This is a genomic window from Psychrobacter sp. SZ93C1, assembly GCF_015864635.1.
GTDB classification, from domain to species: domain Bacteria; phylum Pseudomonadota; class Gammaproteobacteria; order Pseudomonadales; family Moraxellaceae; genus Psychrobacter; species Psychrobacter fozii.
Genome location: NZ_JADYWY010000003.1, coordinates 1 through 22824 on the forward strand (window position 1 = coordinate 1; position 22824 = coordinate 22824).

At 41.7% G+C, this 22824-nt stretch carries 16 protein-coding genes, 1 tRNA gene and 1 pseudogene; 9 read left to right on the top strand and 9 right to left on the bottom strand.

Annotation, left to right across the window (positions count from 1 at the left end):
- Positions 1-142: pseudogene (locus I6E83_RS14830) on the bottom strand (hypothetical protein); the annotation flags it as partial.
- Positions 143-419: 277 nt separating this feature from the next.
- Here I6E83_RS14830 and I6E83_RS04710 point away from each other — a divergent pair.
- Together I6E83_RS04710 and I6E83_RS04715 are read left to right on the top strand one after the other, a co-directional pair.
- Complete coding sequence (locus I6E83_RS04710) at positions 420-536, top strand: AlpA family phage regulatory protein (RefSeq protein WP_197100184.1); 117 nt, start codon at positions 420-422, stop codon at positions 534-536.
- 364 nt (positions 537-900) lie between these two features.
- Complete coding sequence (locus I6E83_RS04715) at positions 901-1692, top strand: tetratricopeptide repeat protein (RefSeq protein WP_197100185.1); 792 nt, start codon at positions 901-903, stop codon at positions 1690-1692.
- Positions 1693-1965: 273 nt separating this feature from the next.
- Here I6E83_RS04715 and I6E83_RS04720 read toward each other — a convergent pair.
- Both I6E83_RS04720 and I6E83_RS04725 read right to left on the bottom strand, forming a co-directional pair.
- Positions 1966-2051: transfer RNA gene (locus tag I6E83_RS04720), tRNA-Leu, on the bottom strand.
- Between the two features lie 159 nt (positions 2052-2210).
- The gene (locus I6E83_RS04725) at positions 2211-2984 is read right to left on the bottom strand and encodes a ferredoxin--NADP reductase (protein ID WP_197100186.1); all 774 of its coding nucleotides are present in this window, start codon (positions 2982-2984) and stop codon (positions 2211-2213) included.
- 356 nt (positions 2985-3340) lie between these two features.
- Between I6E83_RS04725 and tsaA the strand changes: the two genes are divergently transcribed.
- Together tsaA and I6E83_RS04735 are read left to right on the top strand one after the other, a co-directional pair.
- Positions 3341-4198, top strand: a complete 858-nt coding sequence (gene tsaA, locus I6E83_RS04730) for a tRNA (N6-threonylcarbamoyladenosine(37)-N6)-methyltransferase TrmO (RefSeq protein WP_197100187.1) — start codon at positions 3341-3343, stop codon at positions 4196-4198.
- 50 nt (positions 4199-4248) lie between these two features.
- Positions 4249-6036 (top strand): GspE/PulE family protein, encoded by a 1788-nt coding sequence (locus tag I6E83_RS04735; RefSeq protein ID WP_197100188.1) that lies wholly within the window; start codon positions 4249-4251, stop codon positions 6034-6036.
- Positions 6037-6057: 21 nt separating this feature from the next.
- On the opposite strand, the gene I6E83_RS04740 is transcribed toward I6E83_RS04735, so the two are convergent.
- Positions 6058-6729: an acyltransferase gene (locus I6E83_RS04740; RefSeq protein ID WP_197100189.1), complete on the bottom strand. Its 672-nt coding sequence runs from the start codon at positions 6727-6729 to the stop codon at positions 6058-6060.
- Positions 6730-7025: 296 nt separating this feature from the next.
- Here I6E83_RS04740 and I6E83_RS04745 point away from each other — a divergent pair, with 296 nt between their 5' ends.
- Complete coding sequence (locus I6E83_RS04745; RefSeq protein WP_197100190.1) at positions 7026-7814, top strand: TatD family hydrolase; 789 nt, start codon at positions 7026-7028, stop codon at positions 7812-7814.
- A gap of 218 nt (positions 7815-8032) precedes the next feature.
- The gene (locus I6E83_RS04750; protein WP_110923083.1) at positions 8033-8716 is read left to right on the top strand and encodes a TetR/AcrR family transcriptional regulator; all 684 of its coding nucleotides are present in this window, start codon (positions 8033-8035) and stop codon (positions 8714-8716) included.
- A gap of 170 nt (positions 8717-8886) precedes the next feature.
- Here I6E83_RS04750 and I6E83_RS04755 read toward each other — a convergent pair whose 3' ends face one another.
- The 4 genes from I6E83_RS04755 to ychF form a co-directional block, all read right to left on the bottom strand.
- Complete coding sequence (locus I6E83_RS04755) at positions 8887-9567, bottom strand: TetR family transcriptional regulator (protein WP_110923082.1); 681 nt, start codon at positions 9565-9567, stop codon at positions 8887-8889.
- A 105-nt stretch (positions 9568-9672) separates the two neighbouring features.
- Positions 9673-11106, bottom strand: coding sequence for a deoxyguanosinetriphosphate triphosphohydrolase (locus I6E83_RS04760; protein WP_197100191.1), 1434 nt, complete (start codon positions 11104-11106; stop codon positions 9673-9675).
- Between the two features lie 79 nt (positions 11107-11185).
- Entirely contained in the window at positions 11186-11815 is a 630-nt protein-coding gene (locus tag I6E83_RS04765) for a hypothetical protein (protein WP_197100192.1), read from the bottom strand.
- A gap of 129 nt (positions 11816-11944) precedes the next feature.
- A complete protein-coding gene (ychF, locus tag I6E83_RS04770) occupies positions 11945-13036 on the bottom strand; it encodes a redox-regulated ATPase YchF (RefSeq protein ID WP_110923079.1) in 1092 nt (363 codons plus the stop codon).
- A gap of 373 nt (positions 13037-13409) precedes the next feature.
- On the opposite strand from ychF, the gene I6E83_RS04775 reads away from it, so the two are divergent.
- A complete protein-coding gene (locus I6E83_RS04775; RefSeq protein WP_197100193.1) occupies positions 13410-15590 on the top strand; it encodes an ATP-dependent helicase in 2181 nt (726 codons plus the stop codon).
- Between the two features lie 49 nt (positions 15591-15639).
- Here I6E83_RS04775 and I6E83_RS04780 read toward each other — a convergent pair whose 3' ends face one another.
- Positions 15640-20358 (bottom strand): AAA domain-containing protein, encoded by a 4719-nt coding sequence (locus I6E83_RS04780; RefSeq protein WP_197100194.1) that lies wholly within the window; start codon positions 20356-20358, stop codon positions 15640-15642.
- Positions 20359-20796: 438 nt separating this feature from the next.
- Here I6E83_RS04780 and I6E83_RS04785 point away from each other — a divergent pair, with 438 nt between their 5' ends.
- A complete protein-coding gene (locus I6E83_RS04785) occupies positions 20797-22044 on the top strand; it encodes an NAD(P)/FAD-dependent oxidoreductase (protein WP_197100195.1) in 1248 nt (415 codons plus the stop codon).
- A gap of 59 nt (positions 22045-22103) precedes the next feature.
- Entirely contained in the window at positions 22104-22442 is a 339-nt protein-coding gene (locus I6E83_RS04790) for a RidA family protein (RefSeq protein WP_197100490.1), read from the top strand.
- Positions 22443-22824: the final 382 nt, after the last annotated feature.

Consider the following 22824-nt stretch of genomic DNA (forward strand, 5'->3'; position numbering starts at 1 on the left):
AGATGACTTTGCCATCTATGGGACTGGTGTTGTCAAAGTATTCACCATCAACGGGTGCAACCCATTCACCATTGATGAAGTTGTCGTATTTTTCGCGGAATTGGACTTGGCTTTTTTCTGTGTTTGGATAGGGATATAACATTAACTGCTCCTTGTTGTGAGAAAGGCATGTTAAATGCCTTCAACTGATCTTCCTGATCGAGTCTTAATTTCATGCTACTGATATTCTTATTCAAGTTAAAGCTAATTTTTACGTTAAACATTTCAATTATCTATTACTAAAAGTTATAGCTTTAAATAAAGGCGGATGGGTCTCTTTGATAAAACTTTCCATGTTATTTTTTAGTAAAAGTCAAAGGTCAATTTTTTAGTACAAATCGATAATTTTTTATAGCTTAGTTTTTCAGCAGTCACTTTCAATGATTACTGAAAGCTCTGATCGTTGCGATTCAACATTCCCTAAGAAAGTACAGCTGACACAGGTGCGGGTAATGTGGATAGCAAGTGAGATTGCAGAGCAAGTTAATATTGCATAGTGCTCAGCTTAAAATTATTGAACCGCCTTAACGATAAGAATGAGGCGGTTTATTTTTTTTGTATTTATCAGTAACAAGATGAAATAAAAGATGTATTAAAAAACAAATGTTTATATACTTCTATATAGTTATATTTGGAAGGCAGATGTATCGCTAAAGACAAGGTCGAATTGATAGAGTGGTACAGCAAAGCTTTAAAAAATGGGGATATAGTCATTCCACTATAAAAGTATTACAGCATTAACCTCGCTTGAAGTATCACCTATACATCTACACTCGGTTGCCTGGTACTACTTTTAAATCAAATCGACTATAAGCTCAGCTGTGACGCTCATCAAAAACTGAATGAGAAAGAATAGTTATCATGCAAAAACTTAATAAGATATTAATTCATAAAATGATGATAGTAGGATTATCAAGTGGTTTAACCATACCTGCTGTTGCAGATCTTGGCATTGTAAATATGTTAATGAACGAAGGACTCGCTACTACTCAAGCCACTCTTGGCTATATGTACAGTACTGGTGATGATATTAGTCAAGATGATGTTAAAGCATTTGAATGGACTAAAGCCGCTGCTAATAGAGGAAGGGTATTTTCCCAATATACACTTGGAAAGATGTATAGCAATGGCACTGGTGTACGTCAAAACGATGCCAATGCCATTGAGTGGTATGAAAAAGCTGCCAATCAGGGCAATGCTGAGATTCAATTCAATCTTGGAACTTTTTATCAGCACGGTGAAGGTATTCCTCAAGATTATGATAAAGCAGTTCAATGGTATCGAAAATCAGCTGATAAAGGTTTTGCACTAGCTCAGTATAATCTTGCTGGAATGTACGATAAAGGCCAAGGGGTGAGTCGGGATTATGCAGAGACACTCAAATGGTTAAGAAAGGCTGCTGCTCAAGGATATGCGGGAGCTCAAAATAATATTGGTGATATGTACGAAACTGGTAGAGGGGTTAAACTTGATGATGCGAAAGCGGCTGAATGGTATCTGAAAGCTGCCAATCAAGAAATAGCCGAAGCGCAGAACAGTCTTGGCTTGATGTACTTTGAGGGCAGAGGCGTGGAGCAAGATAAAGTTCAATCCCAAGAGTGGTATAGCAAATCTTGTGACAACGGATATCAGCCGAGTTGTGATGAGTTGTAGCCAATTGAATAAGAGAGACTGTGATTTTAAAAACTTAAAATAGATATGTACTTATTAAGTGTTAGTCAAGAGGTTATCATTTGGCATAACTCTGTCAGCTGAAGCCGATGAGTTTTTTGAAAGTATGAGTGTTTTAGCAGAGCAGAATGCTTCTTCAAATTCAGTACACTTAATATGCATAGATAGAGCACGACAGTATAGAACGCCAGATACAACAAAGCCCCTGATATCAGGGGCTTTAGCTATTCTATAAGATAGTATAGAACTATGTATTGGTACCAGTGGTCGGACTCGAACCGACACGCTTATTAGGCAACGGATTTTGAATCCGTCATGTCTACCAATTCCATCACACTGGCATGTTAGGTAATAATATCTATTAGATAGGTATTATCGAATTGGGCTACAGGGTTAACTCTGTATAGGCTGCGTATTATAGCAGGCTATTTTTGATCGTCAAGAATTATTTTAGATAATTTGCGATTAAATCAAAAAAACCGATATATTCTATATGTTATTTATCCTACAAAGGCACGTTCGACCGCATAATCTGCTTGAACACCCATACGTGGTGAAACGGTTAGACCAAAGTCATCCAAAATAGCAGAAACTTCTGCGTTGAATGGCATGCTACCGCAAATCATCACACGATCATCGTCTTTATTCATCGTTGGTAAGCCAATATCTTCAAAGAACTTACCCGATTTCATAAGGTCAGTGATACGGCCTTGGTTTCTAAACTCTTCACGAGTCACAGTCGGATAGTAAATGAATTTTTCGCGGAACCATTCACCAAAGATTTCATCATTGGCCAACTCGGTTTCGAACATCTCACGATAGGCTAAATCTTTGGCATGACGCACGCCATGTACCAAAATGATTTTATCAAAACGCTCGTACACTTCAGGGTCACGTGCTAACGCCAAAAATGGTGCCAGTCCTGTGCCTGTCGATAGCATGTATAAATGCTTGCCTGGTAATAAATCATCTAGTACTAGTGTCCCAGTTGGTTTTTTGCTAACCAACAGCTCGTCGCCTACTTTAATGTGTTGCAGGCGTGAGGTCAGTGGACCATCTGGCACTTTGATAGAGAAAAACTCTAATTGGTCTTCGTAATTAGGGCTAGCAATCGAGTAAGCACGTAATAATGGCTTGCCATCGACGACGATACCAATCATCGCAAATTCACCATTACGAAAACGTAGGCCGTCGTCGCGAGTGGTTTTTATACTAAATAGAGAGTCATTCCAATGACGAACCTCTGTAACCGTTTCGGTGCGAAGTTTTGACATAAAGTCCTCGTTAAGTAGTCGCTGTGTGCGTCAACAGTATTAATTGAATGTGTCATTAGGGGTTAGCACTGCATCAAACTTTTATTATGATGACGATTAAATGGTCAGGCAGTGTCCAAATGTCGACGTATATTTTATATCATTATTAATGAGATAAAGGCCACTATTATCGTGATGCAATCTATTCTCAATAATAATTCTCGCTCATAATACCAAAATTTAAAATAAAAATCCGCCTAGCCGCTACTATGTGGCATGATAAAATGGAATATCGTTAGTGAGTAATTGTGTATCACTGGATAAAACTGGTTTATATTAGCAGGTTTTGGTTATTAGTAGATTTCTTGGAGACTTTTATGTCTGGTGACGATGCACAGTTAGATAGCCATCATCATGCGCCCATAGTGGGCTACCACCGTGCACCATTATCACAAAAATTTGGTGCACCACGTCAGCCAAATTTGGTAGCACTAACCAGTGTTATCGAAATGCTCTCGCCTTACGATACGCCAGCAGCATTCGTGGGCTTGGAAGCGTTTAGCCATATTTGGATCAGTTGGCAGTTTCATCATAACTATATAAAAAAAGACAATTCGGCTAATAAAAATGCGGATACTACAAAAACCACTGGTTTTCGCCCACAAGTACGACCACCACGGTTAGGTGGCAATCAAAAAATAGGTGTGTTTGCCAGTCGTAGTATGTATCGTCCGTCGGCACTAGGGCTGTCTGTCGTCAAGCTGGAGCGCGTAGAGGTTATACAAGGACGAGTATTTCTTATTATTAGCGGTGCAGATATGATAGATGGCACACCGATTATAGATATTAAACCGTATGTGGCGTATAGCGATGCGCTTGTAGAGGCAGAGAGTGGTTTTGCACCTACGGCTCCTACGCTGTTAGCAGTGACGATGACTGAGCCTGCTTATGAGCAGTTTGTAGCGTTAGCTGATACTGGACAGCCTATTGATAATGAGAAAGCGATAAATATAGAGCAGGATACGGTTACGACGCTTATGCAGCAGGTGCAAAGTCAGTTATTACTCTCTGATATCGATATTATTAAGGCACTCATTGCGCAAGATCCTCGTCCAGCGTATCGTCGTACTCAAATAAATATGCCGTTTACTATGCGCTATAAATCTGTTGATGTGAGCTTTCAGTTGATAGCAGTAGATGAACTACAAATAACCGCCGTTGTAGAAGTGATGTAAATTGATATCATTTTTAACCATATATTCTAAAACGATAAAAGAAGAAAAATATGTCTGAGCAGAAATATTCAATAGTGATTGATTTGCGTTGGTGTCTAGATGAGCTATTGGCAGATAAAGTGATTGACCAACGGGGCTATAATTTAGTCATTACTAGTCGCCGTGATAAGACACAGCATCCACTGTTGACGATCAACGAGTTTGGTTTGCCAAATGGCCATGCGCTTGATAATGAATCTGAGAGCAAATTAACATTGCCGTGGCTCAATCAATGGTTGGCAGCTAAAGCGGGTATGCCACTTGTGCGTATCGACCCTCTAAAAGTTGATGTCCCTGCTGTGACGCAGCTGATGTCCTTTGAGTATGCACGCTCACAGCATATTTTGCCCATTGAAGTCACACTGGATGAAGTTGTCATCGGTACAGATCAGCCGTTTCATACCGATTGGCACTCAAATATTGAAAAGCTGATTAAGTCTAAAACTTATCGTACGGTCTATATTAATCCTGAACAGATCAATCGTTATCGACAAGAGTTCTATCAAGTCACACAAGCCATTGCAGGCGCGAATAGTATTCACAAGCGTGCTGCAGCTGATGTCACTAACGTCGAGGCGTTACTGCAGTTAGGTGACAACACCAATCCCGATGCGAACGATCAACATATCGTCAGAGTTGTTGACTGGCTATTGCAATATGCTTTTGAACAGCGTGCCAGTGACATTCATTTAGAGCCGCGGCGTGAGACTGGCAAGGTACGTTTTCGTATCGATGGCGTGCTGCATACCGTCTATGAGATGCCCTTAGCAATTATCGTTGCAGTCACAGCACGAATCAAAATCTTAGGACGACTCAATGTCGCAGAAAAGCGCAAGCCACAAGATGGACGACTCAAAACCCGTACGCCAAAAGGGCTAGAGACTGAGCTGCGTCTATCTACGATGCCTACCGCATTTGGTGAAAAATTGGTCATGCGTGTCTTTGACCCTGAAGTGCTGGTGCGTTCATTTGCGCAGCTTGGCTTATCCGGCAAGCAGCTTGAGACGTGGCATGAGCTGACGGCGCATCCCAACGGTATTATTTTGGTCACAGGTCCAACGGGATCGGGTAAGACTACAACGTTATATAGCACGCTCAAGCAGCTCGCCACAGAGCAGGTTAACGTTTGTACGATTGAAGATCCGATCGAGATGATTGAACCTGCTTTTAACCAAATGCAGGTGAATTCAGGTGTTGATTTGCATTTCGCGGAGGGTATTCGTTCTTTGATGCGTCAAGATCCTGATATTATTATGGTCGGGGAGATCCGTGATGCGGAAACAGCTAATATGGCTGTGCAAGCTTCTCTAACTGGGCATTTGGTGCTTTCGACGCTACATACCAATGATGCACCTAGCTCCATTACCCGTTTGCATGATTTGGGTATTCAGCCGTTTTTAACCTCTGCCACCATACTAGGCGTGATGGCACAGCGCCTGCTACGTACGTTATGTACGCATTGTAAGCAAGCCGTTGATGTCACGCCAGACAGTGAGATTGCGATTCAGTGGCAAGAGTTGGTACAGCCTTGGCGCGCGCCAGCCCCAGCACAAATCTATACTGCAAATGGCTGTGAGCACTGCCGTCATACAGGTTACCAAGGGCGTGTGGGTCTCTATGAAATCATGCCGTTGTCAAATGAACTAAAAAAACTGGTTGCTGCTGATTCGAGCTTAGATGTACTTAAGCAGCAAGCATACCGTGAAGGTGTGCAGCCACTAAGGTTGTCTGGTGCGAAGCGCATTAGTGACGGGGTGACGACCATAGAAGAGGTGATGCGAGTAGTGCCATTGAATTAAGAATCAAATTGTAAATCGCTTTTAGCGCTCCCAACGTACATTTTGACGAATGATTTTTGCTGGCGTGCCGGCCACCATGCAGTTTGGTGTTTCGACTGGCTTATTGACGAAAGCACCTGCTGCAATGATACAACCACTGGCAATAGAGACGTTTTTAGAAACGGTCACATTGGCAGCAATCCAGATATGGTCACCTAAAATGACGTCAGAATGTGCGTTATTTACTCGTGCATTGGTGTCTATATCGTAAACCTTGTGGACATCAGTAGCACGAATCTCAATACCACGAGATATCATGCAAGATTCACCAATGGTCACGCTTTTGTCACGTGCCAAAATATAGCAGTCAATGGCCGTAGTATGGTTACCGATATGAATGTGTAAATGGTTGCCGACAATCAATAGTTGCCCAGAGAATTTGACTTTCTCTCCAATGGTTATGCGATTATGACTGCCATTGATGTCTATGTTTAGCTTATTAAATTTACCATGCTCACCGATGGTAATTTGATTGTCATGACCTTGACGAATGGTAATAACTGACTTGCCAATAATACGGGCATCTGCGGCAATATCGATATGATTACGATGCCCTTTGTCTTGTAATAAAAACCGTTGTCCATATACATATAGCTGTTTAGGTAATAGTGTCTTGATGATAGGAGGCAGGGTAATGGTTTTTTTATGGGTCATAATAAAGGGCTTATGCAAGTAATCAAATAGAAGTCGTCAAAAGGATAAAAGTGTCTGCTGGTTAAGCGTTTTATAGTGTACCGTCAAACAGCACTTGAAAATAGCCTATTCTAGAGCAATAAATACAGTTATCTATAGTCAATCCTCTATAAAAGAGTTACCGCGTTAACCTCGCTTGAAGTATCAGATATACATCTGCACTCGGTTGCCTTGTATCTCTTTTAAACTGAATCAACTATATTCGAAGCTTTAACTTTAATGTTTTTTATTTATCAATTTTTATTAACGAGATTTTTATGTTTACTGATACGCATTGTCATCTCAACCGTTTAGATTTGACGAAATATGATGGTCAACTGTCTGGCGCGATAGCCGCTATGAAAGAAGCCAATGTCACTCGTGCGATGGCAATTATGTGTGATTTTGCTGAATATGATGATATAGCTAATATTGTTAGCACCTATAGTGATGACGTCTTAAATCTAGGCATGAGTGTGGGTATTCATCCTTGTGAGGATATAGCTGTATTACAGTCAGCGACTGTAGACCGTTTGATAGAAACGGCTAGTGCTGATCATGTATGGGCGATAGGAGAGACTGGATTAGATTATTACTGGTCAACCGAAAATAAAAAGGAACAACAAGCCAGCCTTGCTCGTCATATCCATGCTAGCCAAAGTCTAAAAAAGCCACTCGTCATCCATATGCGTGATGCCAAAGAAGACACAATCGATATCTTAAAAGCTGAAGGCGCAGAACATGGCATCATTCACTGCTTTACTGAAGATTGGGATACCGCAAAAAAAGCACTCGATTTAGGGTTTTATATCTCATTTTCGGGTATCGTCAGTTTTAAAAGTGCGCAACAAATCAAAGATGCCGCAAAGAATATGCCTAGAGACAGACTGCTTATCGAAACTGATAGCCCTTATCTAGCACCTGTGCCTAAACGTGGTAAGCCCAATGAGCCAGCCTATGTACCCTACGTAGCCAGTTGTATCGCAGAGATGTATGGCTGTAGTAGCGAAGAGGTTGGCGCATTGACTGCAAAAAACTTTGAAAATTTACTGGCACAGTATCATTAAAATGGTTATGCTATGACCAGTCAGTCATTTATCATGTAGCCTTATAATGACCTGTTTCAAGCAGGCGTAATTATATGATTGTTAATGACTATTTAGAAAATATAAGCATATTCCTTGTCGTCCTCGCGCAGTCTCTGTATGGATCCATACTCTTGATGTTGGTGTGTTAACGTAAACGACAGTCGTATGCTTAATCTTATCAAGTTTTAGGAGAGACTATGAGTCGTCAGCATCAGTTCAAGGTACGAGAAGAAAATATCTTAGCAATGGCAGAGCAATTGCTACTTGAGTCGGGCGATGGTGATATCACTTTAGACAGTTTGGCAGACCAGCTAGATTTGGCTAAAGGTACACTATATAAGCATTTCTCCAGCAAAGATGAGCTTTATTTGCGTATTATTATCCGTTACGAAGAGCACCTGTTTGATATCAATCGCATCGATGACTGTCCATCGGCCGGTGTGGCTCGGATGATTTTTCAGCAGTTATTTAATCCACAAAAAGCCATGCTACTGAATCAAATCGAAGAGCGTTTGGCTGCATCGGTAACGGGCCTAAATCGCTTATTTGGTGAGCTATATGATATCCGCCGTCAGCGTATGAAACGTTTGATTGATATCATCAGTGCTTATTTGAAAGATGAGCACAGCAGTTTGAGTACGCGAGATTATTTATCGTCTATTTGGGCGATGGGTCAAGGTGGTGCTGGACTATTAAATTCGAGCTTTTATCAGCGTTATTTGGGTCGCCGAGATACTTTGCGTTATGCGTTTGTCCAGCAAATACTAGAGTTGCCTAGCCATTATCCTGCTGTGGACGATGAGGTAATGGATGAAGATATGCAAGAATTGGTAGAACAGATTGAGACCGAGTCAGAAGAGCATCGCAATACTAATTATTAAGCGGTTTATTGACTTTTAATATTGACTCTTAATACTGTCTATTCAGTTTTAATGTCGTAAGCAATATCATTATAAATGCTGTGTGTTGTCATATTTATTATGGCAACACACAGCATTTAGTTTTTTATAGCTTTTAAGAATTAATTACACATACCGAGACCTACAGCACGCTAGTCTTCTAATAGGGTTTCTTCCGTAGATTTCCAATTATAAGCACCATAAAATAGCATCTGTGCTTGACGAGTACAGTTATGGAGCATCATCTGCTTGTTTTCTTCAATCTCGTTCAAGTCGATCTCGTCATCATGGTCTTCCGTGTACGTCAGCTCCAACCAGTCGATAATCCAAGAGAAGAACATATTGACCCCAGCTTCGGCCAATAACCGACGGTCATAGTCATTGATATGAGTAAATGCTGGCTGTAGTGCTAGATCATCCGCCAAGCCTTGAGCATGCTTTTTTGTGAGCTCATTGATGGCTTTACGGACAGACTCTGATCCGCCATAACGTTCACTGACCAAAAACTGCCAGTAATAAGGCTGATCGCTCACCATATACAAAAACAGCTGAATACTCTTGGCAATTTGACGATCGAAACTACGCTTGCGGCCAATCTGTAAGCTATCGCTTAATATGGCCAACGTGCCTCCTAATTCTTCAACCACCAACGCACGTCCGAGCGATTCCATATCATCGAAATGTCGATAAAATGCGGTCGGCACCACACCGACTTCGCGCGTGACTTGTCTTAGGCTGATAGAGCTAAAAGATTGTCCTGTCATACATAAATCGAGCACGGCGTTAAAAAAGGCGTGCCGAGTTTGAAGTTTCTTTTGTTCGCGACTGCTCATAATATTTCAAAATTGTCCGGTAGGTGTTTATCATACTCATTTCAGCGTAAAAATACGAATGAAATACGCAACTTGTATTCATTTACTAAACCATGCACTGGTCTTTTAAACCATTGTGCCCCAATGACCCTGCAATTCCTGCGCCAATCGATACGCTTCATGGTCATTCATGCCAGTAATAAAATCTAAAATATTTAAAATATTGAGATAGACATTGTCTGACAATACGCGGCGATGTTCACACAGGTGGGGCTGTAGCAACTTTGACAGACGTTGCTGCTCAAAGGACATGGATTGAGGGTTAGATGTCGCTCTACTACCTGTCCAAGCCAATGGCATAAAAGCATCTAATAGACGATGCAAACATTGATTGGCCATTAGCTCCATGCGTACTTTACTTGGGTGATTAAATATCTTCTCACGTGCCAATTGCTTTGCTTGGTTGATGCCACTTTGCACACTGATATCACAGTGGTCAAATAAACTGCCTTGGAGCTTGCCGGCTAGCAGGGCATCACTATTGGCGACAAAGGCATCGGTCACCGTGTTTACCAAACGCATCATGGCTCGTGCTCGCAATGACGCAAGACTTTGTCTAACGGACATGTGTGTTGGTAAGTTGATACTATCAGGGCGCTCACCAATCAGCTCATAAAATATCGTGGCAACCTCCTGATAAGTGAGCATGTTTAGATTGATGCCATCTTCTAAATCTATGAGTGCGTAACAGATATCATCTGCCGCTTCTAGTAAGTAAGCCAGTGGATGCCGCGCAAAACCATCATGTTGCTCAGAGCGCGGTAGATTCAAGCACGCTGCCAGCTCTTCTAGCTGTTCAGCCTCACTATAAAAACAGCCAAATTTTTGCACGTTAGTTGCAATGCCACTTGAATGTAAGCTGTGAGAAGTATCGTTGCTATGCGTCGCTAACCAAGGGTATTTCATAAAGGCACCTAAGGTCGCACAAGTGAGACGCATGCCGCCTTTATCCGGATGGTGCTCGTTATTGACGAGCAATCTAAACCCTTGCGCATTACCTTCGTATGCCAGTAGGTCTAGCTGCTCATGGTGGCTCAAGGTTTGCAAAATCTCCTGCGGCTCAGGCAACCTGAACCAGTCCCGAATGGCGTATTCTCCTGCATGACCAAAAGGCGGGTTGCCAATATCATGAGCGAGACAGGCGGCTTGTACGATAACGCCGACATCCGCTGGCGAGATACCTGCTGGTAGGCCATTGCCTAATTTATCATGGAGCTTTTCTGCTGCCATCATTGCTAAAGAGCGTCCAATACATGAGACCTCAAGCGAATGTGTTAGGCGAGTATGAATGCCGAGCTGATTGGTCAACGGATGGACTTGAGTTTTTTGATTGAGCTGTCTAAAGGAGTGCGAAAATACCAGTCTGTCATAGTCTTTATGAAACTGGGAGCGGGTACTCGTATTGGCATTAAATTTTTTGGCAGCGCCAAGACGCTGCGAGTTGAGCAGATGAGACCATTGTGTGGTAGGAGACGGCAAAGAGGTTGGTGTACTTAGCATATTAAACATCCGAAACCAAGGGAGCCTATAGCATAGCAAAATAGGGCCCTTGGTACAGATATATAGTCAGAGAACTACATTAAGATTTCTGGCAGTTAAAAAGTACTTCTTCCTCGTCGATAGCCACATTGCTGTCCAATGTTTTATTGAGCAAGGTTGCCTTGTCACCACTTACTTGCCATATGATGCCATGAGTATCATCTAAGCCAATATCACTCGTATAGATGGCTTTATCAGCGTCACTATCAGCAGCAGCTGTTAAATCGTACTCGAGACCATCGATGAGTAGGGTCGCTGTCTGTGGCGTACTGTCGTTACCGTAAGAAACATCGATAGTAGCAGTAGGCTCACAAGAGAATGGCGTGCCTGCACTGGCATGGTCATGACCCTCATGTCCTTCATGATCGTGTCCTTCATGATCTTCGTGATTGTGCCCTTCATGTTCTTCATGATCGTGTTCGTCATGCTCTTCGTGACCTTCGTGACCTTCGTGACCTTCGTGACCTTCGTGACCTTCGTGACCTTCGTGACCTTCGTGACCTTCGTGACCTTCGTGACCTTCGTGATCATGCTCATGGCCTTCTTGATCCTCTACGGCGGTTACTACCTCAGTGTCAGTGCTGGGTTGACAGCCCAATAGTGAACCTGTCACCACACTGCCTATGAGCGCAGCACCTGCGAGTTTAGAAAAAGAGAAATAAGCAGCCATAATATAAATCCTCAAATAAGCAAAAATAAAGATATGTTATAATATAACAATTAGTATGTAAAATAAAGCCGATGATGGAGAATCTCCAACATCGGCTTATTAACTTTAAATGCTATTTACCGCTTAAAGTTATACGTTAAAGCGGAAATGCATCACGTCGCCATCTTGCACGATGTATGTTTTGCCTTCCAAACGCGATTTACCAGCAGCGCCTGCGCCTTTTTCGCCGTTGTATTCGATGAAATCATCATACGCAATGACTTCGGCACGAATGAAACCGCGCTCAAAATCAGTATGAATCACGCCAGCAGCTTGTGGGGCAGTTGCGCCAATAGCGACAGTCCAAGCACGCACTTCTTTAACACCAGCGGTAAAGTAAGTTTGCATATCAAGTAAGTCATAACCACCACGGATTACTTGATCAAGACCGGCTTCTTCCATGTCCATCTCAGCTAGGAAATCTTTTTTGTCGTCTTCATCAAGCTGAGCGATTTCAGATTCGATTTGGTTGCACAGCGCGATGACGATAGAGTCTTCACCAGTGGCGTAGTTACGAACGGCATCAAGGTAAGGATTGTTTTCAAAACCATCTTCACTGACGTTGGCGATATACATGGTTGGCTTTAGTGTGATTAAACCATAGCTTCTGATGAGTTTTTTCTCATCCGCATCGAGATTGGCGGCACGTGCTGCCTGACCATCTGCTAATAATGGTTCGATTTTTTTGAAGATATCAAGCATAGCACCAGCGTCTTTGTCACCGCCTTTGGCCTTTTTGGTCAAGTTGAATATAGCGCGTTCAACAGCTTCTAGATCTGCCAATGCTAGCTCGGTATTGATGGTTTCGATATCATCAATCGGGCTGACGCGACCATCAACGTGGACAACGTTATCATCATCAAAACAGCGCACGACGTGAGCAATCGCATCAGTCTCACGAATATTGGCTAGGAACTGGTTGCCCATGCCTTCGCCTTTTGACGCGCCTGCGACTAGACCTGCGATATCAACAAACTCCATGGTCGTTGGTAGCACGCGTTCAGGATTAACGATATCAGCCAATTTCTTCAGGCGTGGGTCTGGTACTGGTACGATACCCGTGTTGGGATCTTTGGTACAAAATGGAAAGTTTTCAGCGGCGATTCCCGCTTTGGTCAACGCATTAAACAAGGTAGATTTACCCACGTTTGGTAGGCCGACGATGCCGCAATTAAAACCCATAACATTCTCTCAATGTATTAATAAAATCAGTTGGTATAAAGATTGGTTAAATGATAAATCAAAATTGGGCACATTGTAGCAAATTTACCGGAATAGGGGTGAGGTTGTTGTATTGTATACTGAAATTTTGCTTCTTCTCATGACTGGCAATTTTGCCATTTTATCGATTATGGTAAGCTGTGTTATAAAATAATAGTTTGGCTTGTAGGCGTATGACAGGTAAGCGCCTACGACTCGCTACACTGTACGAGCAGTCCTCATTATGAACGCTAAATGTATTAATGTGCTAATTGACGACACGCCCTAGGTATAAATGATAAATGCGCCGTATCGATAAAGGCAGCTAAAATAAAATGAAAGGCAAAACCCTACAATGACTACCACGATCTTTGATACGCGCCACTATAATTATCCGCAGAATTTCATGGAGATTAAGCCCAAGCTGGCACGTTTGGAAAAGGCGATTAAAAAGCTAGAGGCAAATTTAATCGATGCTAATGATGATGCAAATATTGAGCTACTGAATCAAAAGCTCAATAGTGAATTAGGCTTGAAAGTAAACTATGCCCGTGAGTTAAATCCCGACCAATTATTAGCAGCCACAACTATTGAAGGCAAAGTGTTGGTCATTGCAGGTGCAGGCTCTGGCAAGACCAAAACGCTCACGTACCGGACCAGTTATTTGTTAGAAAACGGGGTCACGCCCAAAAGCATCTTGCTACTGACTTTTACGCGTAAAGCCGCCAATGAAATCAAAAATCGTGCAAAGACTTTATTGACTAATAGTTTGTCTGATGAGGATTTGGCCAAGGATAAACTGCCAACTGATAAGCGGCTCAACGATATTACCAGTGGTACTTTTCACTCATTTTGCAATATGTTGCTGCGCCAATATTCAGGTCTACTCGGTATCAATCCGCGATTTACGATTTTAGATACTGGCGACAGTGAAGATGCCATCGACTTAATCCATAAAGAAAAAAAGTATCCTGCGCAAACCAAAAGCCAAGCCTTTCCCCGTAAGAAGACACTGCAAAATATCATTTCTAGCTCTCGGAATAGACGTATTCATATCCGCGATTTAATCGAAAGCAATTATCCTGATATCGCCGTACATATTCCGATTATCGAGCAATTGGCGGTCGATTTTCATGAGTATAAGCGTGCCAATCATCTCTATGATTTTGATGACATAATTAGCCAGGTCGTGCGCCATTTAAAGATCAATGACACCTTTCGCCAAATGCTACAAAACCAATATCGCTATATCATGGTTGATGAATATCAAGACACCAATATTCCGCAAAAGCAGCTGATAGATTTGATTTGTGAGCCTGATTCGGTATCACTGATGGTGGTCGGTGATGACAATCAAAGTATTTATGCTTTTCGCGGTGCCAATTACGAAAATATTCTATTATTTGGTGAGACCTATCCTGATGCCAAGCTGATTAAGCTCGAACAAAACTATCGCAGTACGCCCGCTGTTTTAGATTATATCAACGCCTTGTCAGCGCAAATCACGCTAGGCTATCAAAAGCAACTGTACTCTGGCGCATCGATAAGTGGGCATAAGCCAGTATTTAGCCGCCTAACCAATGAGACAAAAGAAGCCAAATATATCGCTGATAAAATCATCGAGCTAAAGTCAGATCATGAGTACAATGATTTTGCGGTACTGTGCCGTACGTCTTTTCAGTCTAACTATGTCCAGCTAGAGTTTATGGAGCGTCATATTCCATTTATCGTGGTGGGCGGTATTAAGTTCGTTGAAAGGCGACATATCAAAGACGTTTTAGCCTTTATTAAAATTCTTTATAACCCCAATGATACGATTGCATGGCATCGAATTTTGACCTTATTCCAAGGCGTTGGGACAGTTACCGCGACGCGTTTGACCCAAGCGATTAATGCCGATAACAACTCTTTTGAGCCACTACTCACAGCGAAGTTTGCTAAAAAAAGCGAACAGCTTGAGCCTTTATATCATACGCTTACTAAGGCAAGTCAGGCCGAATCAGTAGAGACAGTCATTGAGCATATTTTAGAGTTCTATATTCCTGTCTTAAAAACGATTGAAGAGAATTGGCGAGAGCGTAACGAGGACTTTCGTGTGCTCAAAAATTTGGCAACAGAACACAGCAGCCTAGATAACTTCTTAGAAAACTTGGCACTCGATCCACCCAATGATTCGGTAGCCACAACCAGTCAACCTGAGGAAGAAAGTAAAGATAAAGTCACTATCTCGACCATTCACAGTGCGAAAGGGCTAGAGTGGCCAGTGGTGTTTGTCAATTCATTGGTCGACGGTATCACGCCGCACCATCGCTCTTTGGATGACTTTGAGGAGCTAGAAGAGGAACGGAAATTATTCTATGTTGCTTGTAGTCGAGCTAAGACCAGATTATATCTAACGGCGCCTGATTACTTCGCCAGTTATTCAGGGTATTTTGACAAGCCATCACGTTTTATCGCGGAGCTGTCTGCTGATGAGGTAACGGTAGAGACGGCTAAACATCCTAGTCTGGAAAATGATGATCCAGTGTGGTGGTGATATTGTGAGTATATTACTATCGCACTGGCATTGACTGACTCTTATATATTTAAGCGTCAGTCTCCGTTTCACTATCTATGTTGGTATCAATGTCAGTTTCAATATCGATCTGTGGTGCATCAACAGTTGTGACGACTCTAGATTCAACATATGAGCTGCTATATGCTGTGTCGGTAGTGATTGGATAAATCTCTAAACGCTCTAGTTCTGCCAATAAATCTTGAACAACTTCATTCCTGCGAGTGACAAAAGTGGAGGCAAAGCAGCGCCAGAATTTCCAGCCCGCACGCTCTAAAATACGCTGACGTTGCATATCGCTTTCCCATTTGTCAGGCCCATGATATCTATCACCATCACATTCTATGGCTAGGCTGTTATCGTTTTCACCTTCGACAACTATATCAATTCGGTAGGCACCTGCTTTAACCTGCGGAACCACTCGATAGCCTCTCTCAATCAGAAGATCAAAGATTTCTGTTTCAAAGGGAGACTCACATTTATCACGCAAATCAGAGACTTCTTCTTCATCTTGCATGAAAGGGGCTTGAAAGTGTTTGATAAGCTCTGCTCGATAGTGATCGGCTTGGCTTAGCTCATCCAGTTCAATACTGCGTACCAAATACATTCTATCGCGTGCTCTTGAAGCAGCGACATTCATTCGCTGGGCGAAGGTATCTCTCGTTTGTGCATGAGCAGCTCCAGGTGCCACTATCAATGACAAAAACATGATATCGCGTTCTTTACCCTGAAAGGTTCTGGCGTCACCGCAAGCAATATCAAAAGCAGTCATTACCGCTTCATCCAACTCTTTATTGAGTATCTCCATAATATTATGTGCTTGCTTATTGCCTAGCAATGAGACAACACCGATGGTTTTACCTTTGTAAGCTAGATCAGAAACAAGGGTTTTGATTTCATCGACAATAAATCTGACTTCTGACGGGTTAATATCAGAGCCTTTAATCCGATAGCCATCGGTGACATAAATATCAATCAATGGCGGGTCTAAGCGTTCTGAGGGTTTGGCTTTACGCAAAGGTATCAGCTCATGGTTGTAAAACTCACGTTTTGAGAACTCAATAATAGGTGCCACACTGCGAAAATGTTCTTTTAGCATCACACTGCTATCTGCAAAAACGACTTTGAATAAATCATATATTGAACGATCAGGTGACATTTGTGAGCGATAAACAGGGACTTGATTGCTCAGATACTGTGACATCAGATTGCGAATTTTTTCGATATCGAGGCCCACGCCTTCTGGCGATACTTGCTTATCGTCACCAACGATTAATACTTTCTTGGCTCTCATAATGGCTGGCAATGCCGTTAAATCAGATTGAGAAGCTTCATCGATGATAACCAAGTCAAAACTGCCAAATTCTGCTGGCAAGGATTCAGAAATACGATAATGCGGCATAATCCAACACGGGATAGCAGCACTTGCTCCTGCAGAGGCTTCGCGCGCTTCACGGCGATAATAGTGCGCGCCTTTGCCCGTTCCTTTACCGATACGCATAATGGCAGAGCGGTATTTTTCTAAAGATGCTCTTACGTTTGGTGTCGCATTTTCTGCAACTTTTAGCCAAGCTCTTTTGGTGATGGCTTCTTGATAGAGTCTTGCCAGATTTACTTCTAAATTGCCACGAGTTTTTGCCAGTTGAACCAATTCCTTACGACCATCTATGCTGTCGATAAAGCTTGTCAATCTACCAATTCGCCAAATCTGCTGCCAGTTATCAGGCAGTAAGTCGTCAGGTTGTAAATTATCTGATTGCAAGTTATCCGACACACATGTGCCTTGAGAGTTATGACAAGATTCAAAACGCAATTTCTTTGCCCAAAGTGGTGCACCGTTATCTTCAATGAGTTGGGTAACGTCAGCGACTGTCTGTAAGTCTGTTGCAAGGTTATTCACGCGTTGCAGCTCATTTAACAGTTCTTGATAGTCTGTTTGTAATTGATCGTCAGATAAACGTGGATCACCAATATTTTGAGTGATAAAGACCGTCATTTTTTCAATAATCGCGCCTTTACAATCAGTGAGATTATTAAGTAATGTCTCTTTTAGCGTGAGACTTTCAGCCAGATTATGTCTCTTTAAATGTTGTTTAAGAACACTTTCAATCTCAGCCAAGATATCGGTGTCATAAGGTGCTGCAGAAATAGCATCCCAACCTATGAATATAGTGCTTAACGCCTGCTTGATACTGTGCTGCAAGTGGTTACTAGCAACGATTTCATCGTATAGATGAACGGCTGAATGTAATGCAGACAGATTATCAGGCGCTACCTCAAATATCGGTAAGGACAGCTCATTTGATAAGGCATTCCAGCGAAGGATAAGCGCTTGAGATTTTTTTCTAAACGTTATAAAGTTGGATATATACTGCCAATCTGCCGTACTTGATGGTGCTGATGAGACTATCGTAATAGACTCAAGGCTTTTCTTTTCAGCAGATTTACCAAAAATACCAGCGAGACCAAATGGTTTTTTGCCTTCAGATAAATTTTTCACCGCGTCAACGAGCTCTGGATTTTTATCAAAATCATCAGGAATCGTAATAGGTTTGGTTAAATAAATAGTTCTCTCATCAAAAAGTGCTTTGATCTCATCGTTTAGTATAGTGAAATGGTCGATGATGTCTTGCTTAGTCTCATTAGCTAAATGCTGTTGAATATCTGTGGTCCAATTCTGGCCAGCCGCTCCAATTTTTTGCAGTAAATCAATTAAACGAGATGTATTAGCAGTGGTTTCCTGAGCAATATCTAGCGTGCTAGCACTGTCATTGATTAAGCTTGGTAGTTCTCCTTGCTGCTCAGCTGTTTGCGATTCATTAAGGTAACTTAAATCCTTATGAAGTTGCTTTATAGCGTTGGTAGGCGGCATGTCTGCAACAGCAGGAATCTTTTTATTAAGATAATCCAAATCATTGCCGAGGTTTACTCTTGCGTCTTTTAGCGCTGTGATATCAGCATGAGTAAATCGAGGCTTAAATGTCTCTTCTATGCCCAATTTATCTGGAAAGCTTTCGATAAGCTGCCGGTTTTGAGCAACCTCAGTCGCGGCATCTATGGGCTTAATAGTTTCATTATCGATGGTGATATCATCAAGGTTTAACCGTGCCCAAGCCGTAATTTTATGATCAGTGCTGGCCAACTGTGCATGGATGGTATCAATTTGATTGTCAAACATGAGGATGTCTTTTTTGTAGGCCTCGCGATTGATACTAGATACTTCGCTCGAAATTTTTTTGATGGTATGTTCAAACTGTTTTAGGCCTTCGTTTTCACTGGTCAGCAGGCTAACGGCGAGCGGGCGAATAGATTCAGGCAGTTGTCCTTGTAGTACCTTTAGCGCGGGGTCTTTCATCGACGTGACCAGTACCCGCTTGCCAAGTGCTAAGTAATGACAAATGACATTGGCAATAGTATGGGTTTTGCCTGTACCGGGTGGGCCTTGAACGACCACGCCATCGTGAACATCCAACTGCTGTATGATTTGTACTTGTTCATCGTTGAATGCTTTGGGGAAATATAGCTCGGCTGGCATGCCTGTATACCTTTCACTGCCACTGACCATAGATAGACCACGATAAGCAGGCAATATGATGTCTTTATTTTCTGTAGCAGGTTCTGTCAGCATTGCCTTAAGAGCGCTCGGCAAATCGATATCAGTGGCTGTTTCGAGCTGAATAGATAAATTGTTCAAATCTTGCAAAAATATATTATTACTTCTGGGGCGCGCCATAATGACCCAAGTATCAGTGACGATTAGGTCGTTCTGCGCTTTAGGTATTTTTCGATCATCTGCATTAGTATGATCTGGCTGATAAACGCCAGACGAGTCAAGCAAAGTAACGGCTGATTTTAAGATAGGCTCATAGCTACTTGGCAAAAAAGGACTTAATGACACATCTTCTGAATCATAAAACGCTTTGCTGTTTTTTAATAACTTGGCTAAACCTTGATTTTCTTCTATAGAAAAAGGCTCAGTTTCAAGCGTAGGCGCAGATAGGGTAGGCTTGATGAGTAACGCCATCGTTTTCTGATCTAAGGTGATTTCAACAGATTGTGTCAATAAGGGATACTTTATTTGCTTGCCATTTTGCTCATTGTCAGCGCTTTTTCGTAGGGCAATACCAACACCCCATACTAGCTCTAGCTGTGCATCGGCGAGATTGCCCTGAAGCTGTTGATTCAGCATAAATAGGCTAGAATACAGAGCAATGCTTTGGCGAATGAGCTTCTCTTGTGTTAGCCAAGGTTGCCAAATATTTTTGAGGTACGTATTGAATTCATCTCGTACAGCGTCCCGTGCAGGAAAATCTTTTAAATAAATCTCTGCCTGTAATGGTTCATCTAACTCTAACGATTCATTTTTATGATTACTGTCAACTTCAAACGGAGTGAATACCTCTGTAGAGTCTGCAAACATTAGACCATCATCGATGAATGGTTGCACAGATGTTTTTTCTTTTAATGACGGTTGGTCGCTAAGTTTGACTGGAGATACTAACCAATGTGCTAACAATGAGCTGCTAGGTTTAGGCACTGGATTTTCACGCAATCGCTCTAAACGCAACCAAACATCCTCAGAGCTATCATCTATGATATTTAGGCTGATACCAGGCAGATTTAATACTTGCTCTTCTATACAAGTGAAGTCACTGTGCTTCGTAAAGTCTTGAGTAGGTGCTTTTTTCATCAAAGCACACTGTTTGATGAATTCAATCTGAGAAGCCAGTCTTTGTGCGTAAATACTCATTTATTAAATCTTCCCAATCATCAAAAAACCATCGATTAATATCACTGAAATCCTGCTAATTTTATCTTTCCAATATCGCTTATTCTATGTTCAACTAAAAGTAACTTTAAGAAAAAACCAAACTATAGCACAGAAATTTATATCGATAGATTGCATCTGATATTTGTTAGATTTATCGCTATTAGCCTTTATTATGGTTATAAGTCAACTGATTTGCCCCTATCTTCGTCAATTTTTTTACTAAATTATTACTCAAAAGCCAGTATTATTCCTTTCAAGAATGTCTTTTTTTAAACCACATAACTAAAAGGGTTTAACTCAAAAATATTTTTCAGATAAGGGTTTAATATCTGGCTTAATGCGTTACTATTACCACCTAATTCTGTTAGACCCTCATATTTGATACTCTGTATTAACACCCTAAGAAAAGGATAGGTTATGCGCTATGAAGTGATCGTTATCGGTGCAGGTATGGTTGGCACGTCAGTTGCGTGGCATTTACAAAAGAACAATTCACAAGTACTGATGCTAGACAAGAAGCTGCCAGGGTCAGAGACCTCGTATGGTAATGCTGGATTGATTCAGCGCGAAGCCATTCATACCCATCCTTTTCCTCGTCAATTGACTGAGATGATCAGAGTATTACCGAACCAAGGTACTGATATTCGCTATCGTATCCCAGCGATTCTGCGTTACCATCAAGCGCTGCTACAATATTGGAAATACTCTGTACCTGCGACTGTTAAGCAAATCGAATCAGAGTGGCAGACACTGATTGAGCATTGCACCAGTGAACATCAAACGATGATCGAAGCCTCTGGTGCTGATGAGCTAATCACGCGTGACGGCTGGTTACAACTGCATCGTTCTGAAGAGACGTTTAAAGAAGCGCAAGCAGCAGCCATTGATGCACGCAATCAAGGGGTTGAACATAACGTACTAAACCTTGAAGCACTAAAAGCAATGGAACCTAGTGCCAATTTTGAAGGTTTCGTTGGTGCGATTCATTGGAAAAACTCTTGGCAAGTATCGAACCCAAGCTCGCTAGTAAAAGCGTATGCGAAAAACTTCCAAGAGATGGGCGGCACGATCAAAGAGAGCGATGTAAAAGAAATCGTACAAGATGGTGAAGGCTGGAAAATCATCACTGATAATGACACTTATTATAGTGACAAATTGGTAATTGCAGCGGGTCCATGGTCGAACGACTTGATCAGACCGCTAGGCTATAATCTGCCATTGTTCCCAATGCGTGGTTATCATCAGCATTTCAAAGTGACAGAAAAAAACACCATCAATCACAGCATGTTTGATATGGACAAAGGCTTTGTGATGGGCCCAATGCAGCAAGGTATCCGTATTACGACTGGTGCTGAGATGACCACCATGGATGCGCCAAAGAACTTTGGTCAATTAAAAACGGTTCTGAAGCTGGCTCGCAAAATCTTACCATTAGAAGACGCGGTAGAATCTGAAGCATGGGCAGGATCGCGTCCTTGTATGCCAGATATGAAGCCAGTTATTGGTCCTGCAGACAAGCATGAAAAATTATGGTTCGCATTTGGTCATAGCCATCAGGGTTTCACCTTAGGGCCTATGACAGGGCGTCTGGTTGAAGAAATGATTCATGAAAAGCCATCATTAGTAAACCTTGCACCATTTAGTGCTCAGCGTTTTTCAAAATAAGCACATATCTGCTAGATTTAGCACAGACTTAAATTAATAAACTGAAGGTATATAATATGATAAAGAAGCTACACAGCACTCAACGTATGAGCAAAACGGTAATTCATAACCAGACTATCTATTTATGTGGTCAGGTAGGTAATGCTGAAGACAATATCAAAGCACAGACATTGACTTGCTTGGAAAAAATCCAAACGTTGTTAGAAGAAGTGGGTAGCGACAAATCAAAGCTACTGTCAGTAACAGTATGGATCAAAGACATGGCAGATTTTGCTGCTATGAATGAAGTCTATGACAAATTTTTTGAAGGCATTCAGCCTCCAGCTCGTGCTTGTGGTGAATCAGCCCTAGCACGCCCTGAGCTATTGGTTGAGATGATCGCTATTGCTGCTGAATAAAAACTGCTCGTAGTATCTGTAGTACCGGTATTAAATAGAAATCAAAAAGGCCATGATAGCGATATCATGGCCTTTTTATTTTTTCGGTCTTCTCATGTATTGGTTGTCAGCATTTTTTATAAGCTATCGAAGTAGTCTAAAATAAATTTGCTCAACTTATGTTTTATAAAATTATGAATTTTTTGTGTTACCTGTTACTATACGCCAGAAACAATTCTGAGATAATCTGGATGCCTTAAGACACATTATATTTCTTGATGTCAAGAGAGCGGATAGCAGTCATATTATCTATTATAAATAGCGTTTTTAAACAGATTGTAGTTTATTTTTTTATTAAAAATTTTGAGGAAAATCACGTGGAAATTTTAGGTTCTATTATACT

What these genes read in the sequence shown, in the direction of transcription:
- I6E83_RS04780 (WP_197100194.1), bottom strand. Translation starts at nt 20,358, where the DNA reads ATGAGTATTTACGCACAAAGACTGGCTTCTCAGATTGAATTCATCAAA.
- I6E83_RS04735 (WP_197100188.1), top strand. Translation starts at nt 4,249, where the DNA reads ATGTCTGAGCAGAAATATTCAATAGTGATTGATTTGCGTTGGTGTCTA.
- I6E83_RS04725 (WP_197100186.1), bottom strand. Translation starts at nt 2,984, where the DNA reads ATGTCAAAACTTCGCACCGAAACGGTTACAGAGGTTCGTCATTGGAAT.
- I6E83_RS04785 (WP_197100195.1), top strand. Translation starts at nt 20,797, where the DNA reads ATGCGCTATGAAGTGATCGTTATCGGTGCAGGTATGGTTGGCACGTCA.
- I6E83_RS04740 (WP_197100189.1), bottom strand. Translation starts at nt 6,729, where the DNA reads ATGACCCATAAAAAAACCATTACCCTGCCTCCTATCATCAAGACACTA.
- tsaA (WP_197100187.1), top strand. Translation starts at nt 3,341, where the DNA reads ATGTCTGGTGACGATGCACAGTTAGATAGCCATCATCATGCGCCCATA.
- I6E83_RS04750 (WP_110923083.1), top strand. Translation starts at nt 8,033, where the DNA reads ATGAGTCGTCAGCATCAGTTCAAGGTACGAGAAGAAAATATCTTAGCA.
- I6E83_RS04715 (WP_197100185.1), top strand. Translation starts at nt 901, where the DNA reads ATGCAAAAACTTAATAAGATATTAATTCATAAAATGATGATAGTAGGA.
- I6E83_RS04775 (WP_197100193.1), top strand. Translation starts at nt 13,410, where the DNA reads ATGACTACCACGATCTTTGATACGCGCCACTATAATTATCCGCAGAAT.
- I6E83_RS04710 (WP_197100184.1), top strand. Translation starts at nt 420, where the DNA reads ATGATTACTGAAAGCTCTGATCGTTGCGATTCAACATTCCCTAAGAAA.
- I6E83_RS04755 (WP_110923082.1), bottom strand. Translation starts at nt 9,567, where the DNA reads ATGAGCAGTCGCGAACAAAAGAAACTTCAAACTCGGCACGCCTTTTTT.
- I6E83_RS04745 (WP_197100190.1), top strand. Translation starts at nt 7,026, where the DNA reads ATGTTTACTGATACGCATTGTCATCTCAACCGTTTAGATTTGACGAAA.
- I6E83_RS04760 (WP_197100191.1), bottom strand. Translation starts at nt 11,106, where the DNA reads ATGCTAAGTACACCAACCTCTTTGCCGTCTCCTACCACACAATGGTCT.
- ychF (WP_110923079.1), bottom strand. Translation starts at nt 13,036, where the DNA reads ATGGGTTTTAATTGCGGCATCGTCGGCCTACCAAACGTGGGTAAATCT.
- I6E83_RS04765 (WP_197100192.1), bottom strand. Translation starts at nt 11,815, where the DNA reads ATGGCTGCTTATTTCTCTTTTTCTAAACTCGCAGGTGCTGCGCTCATA.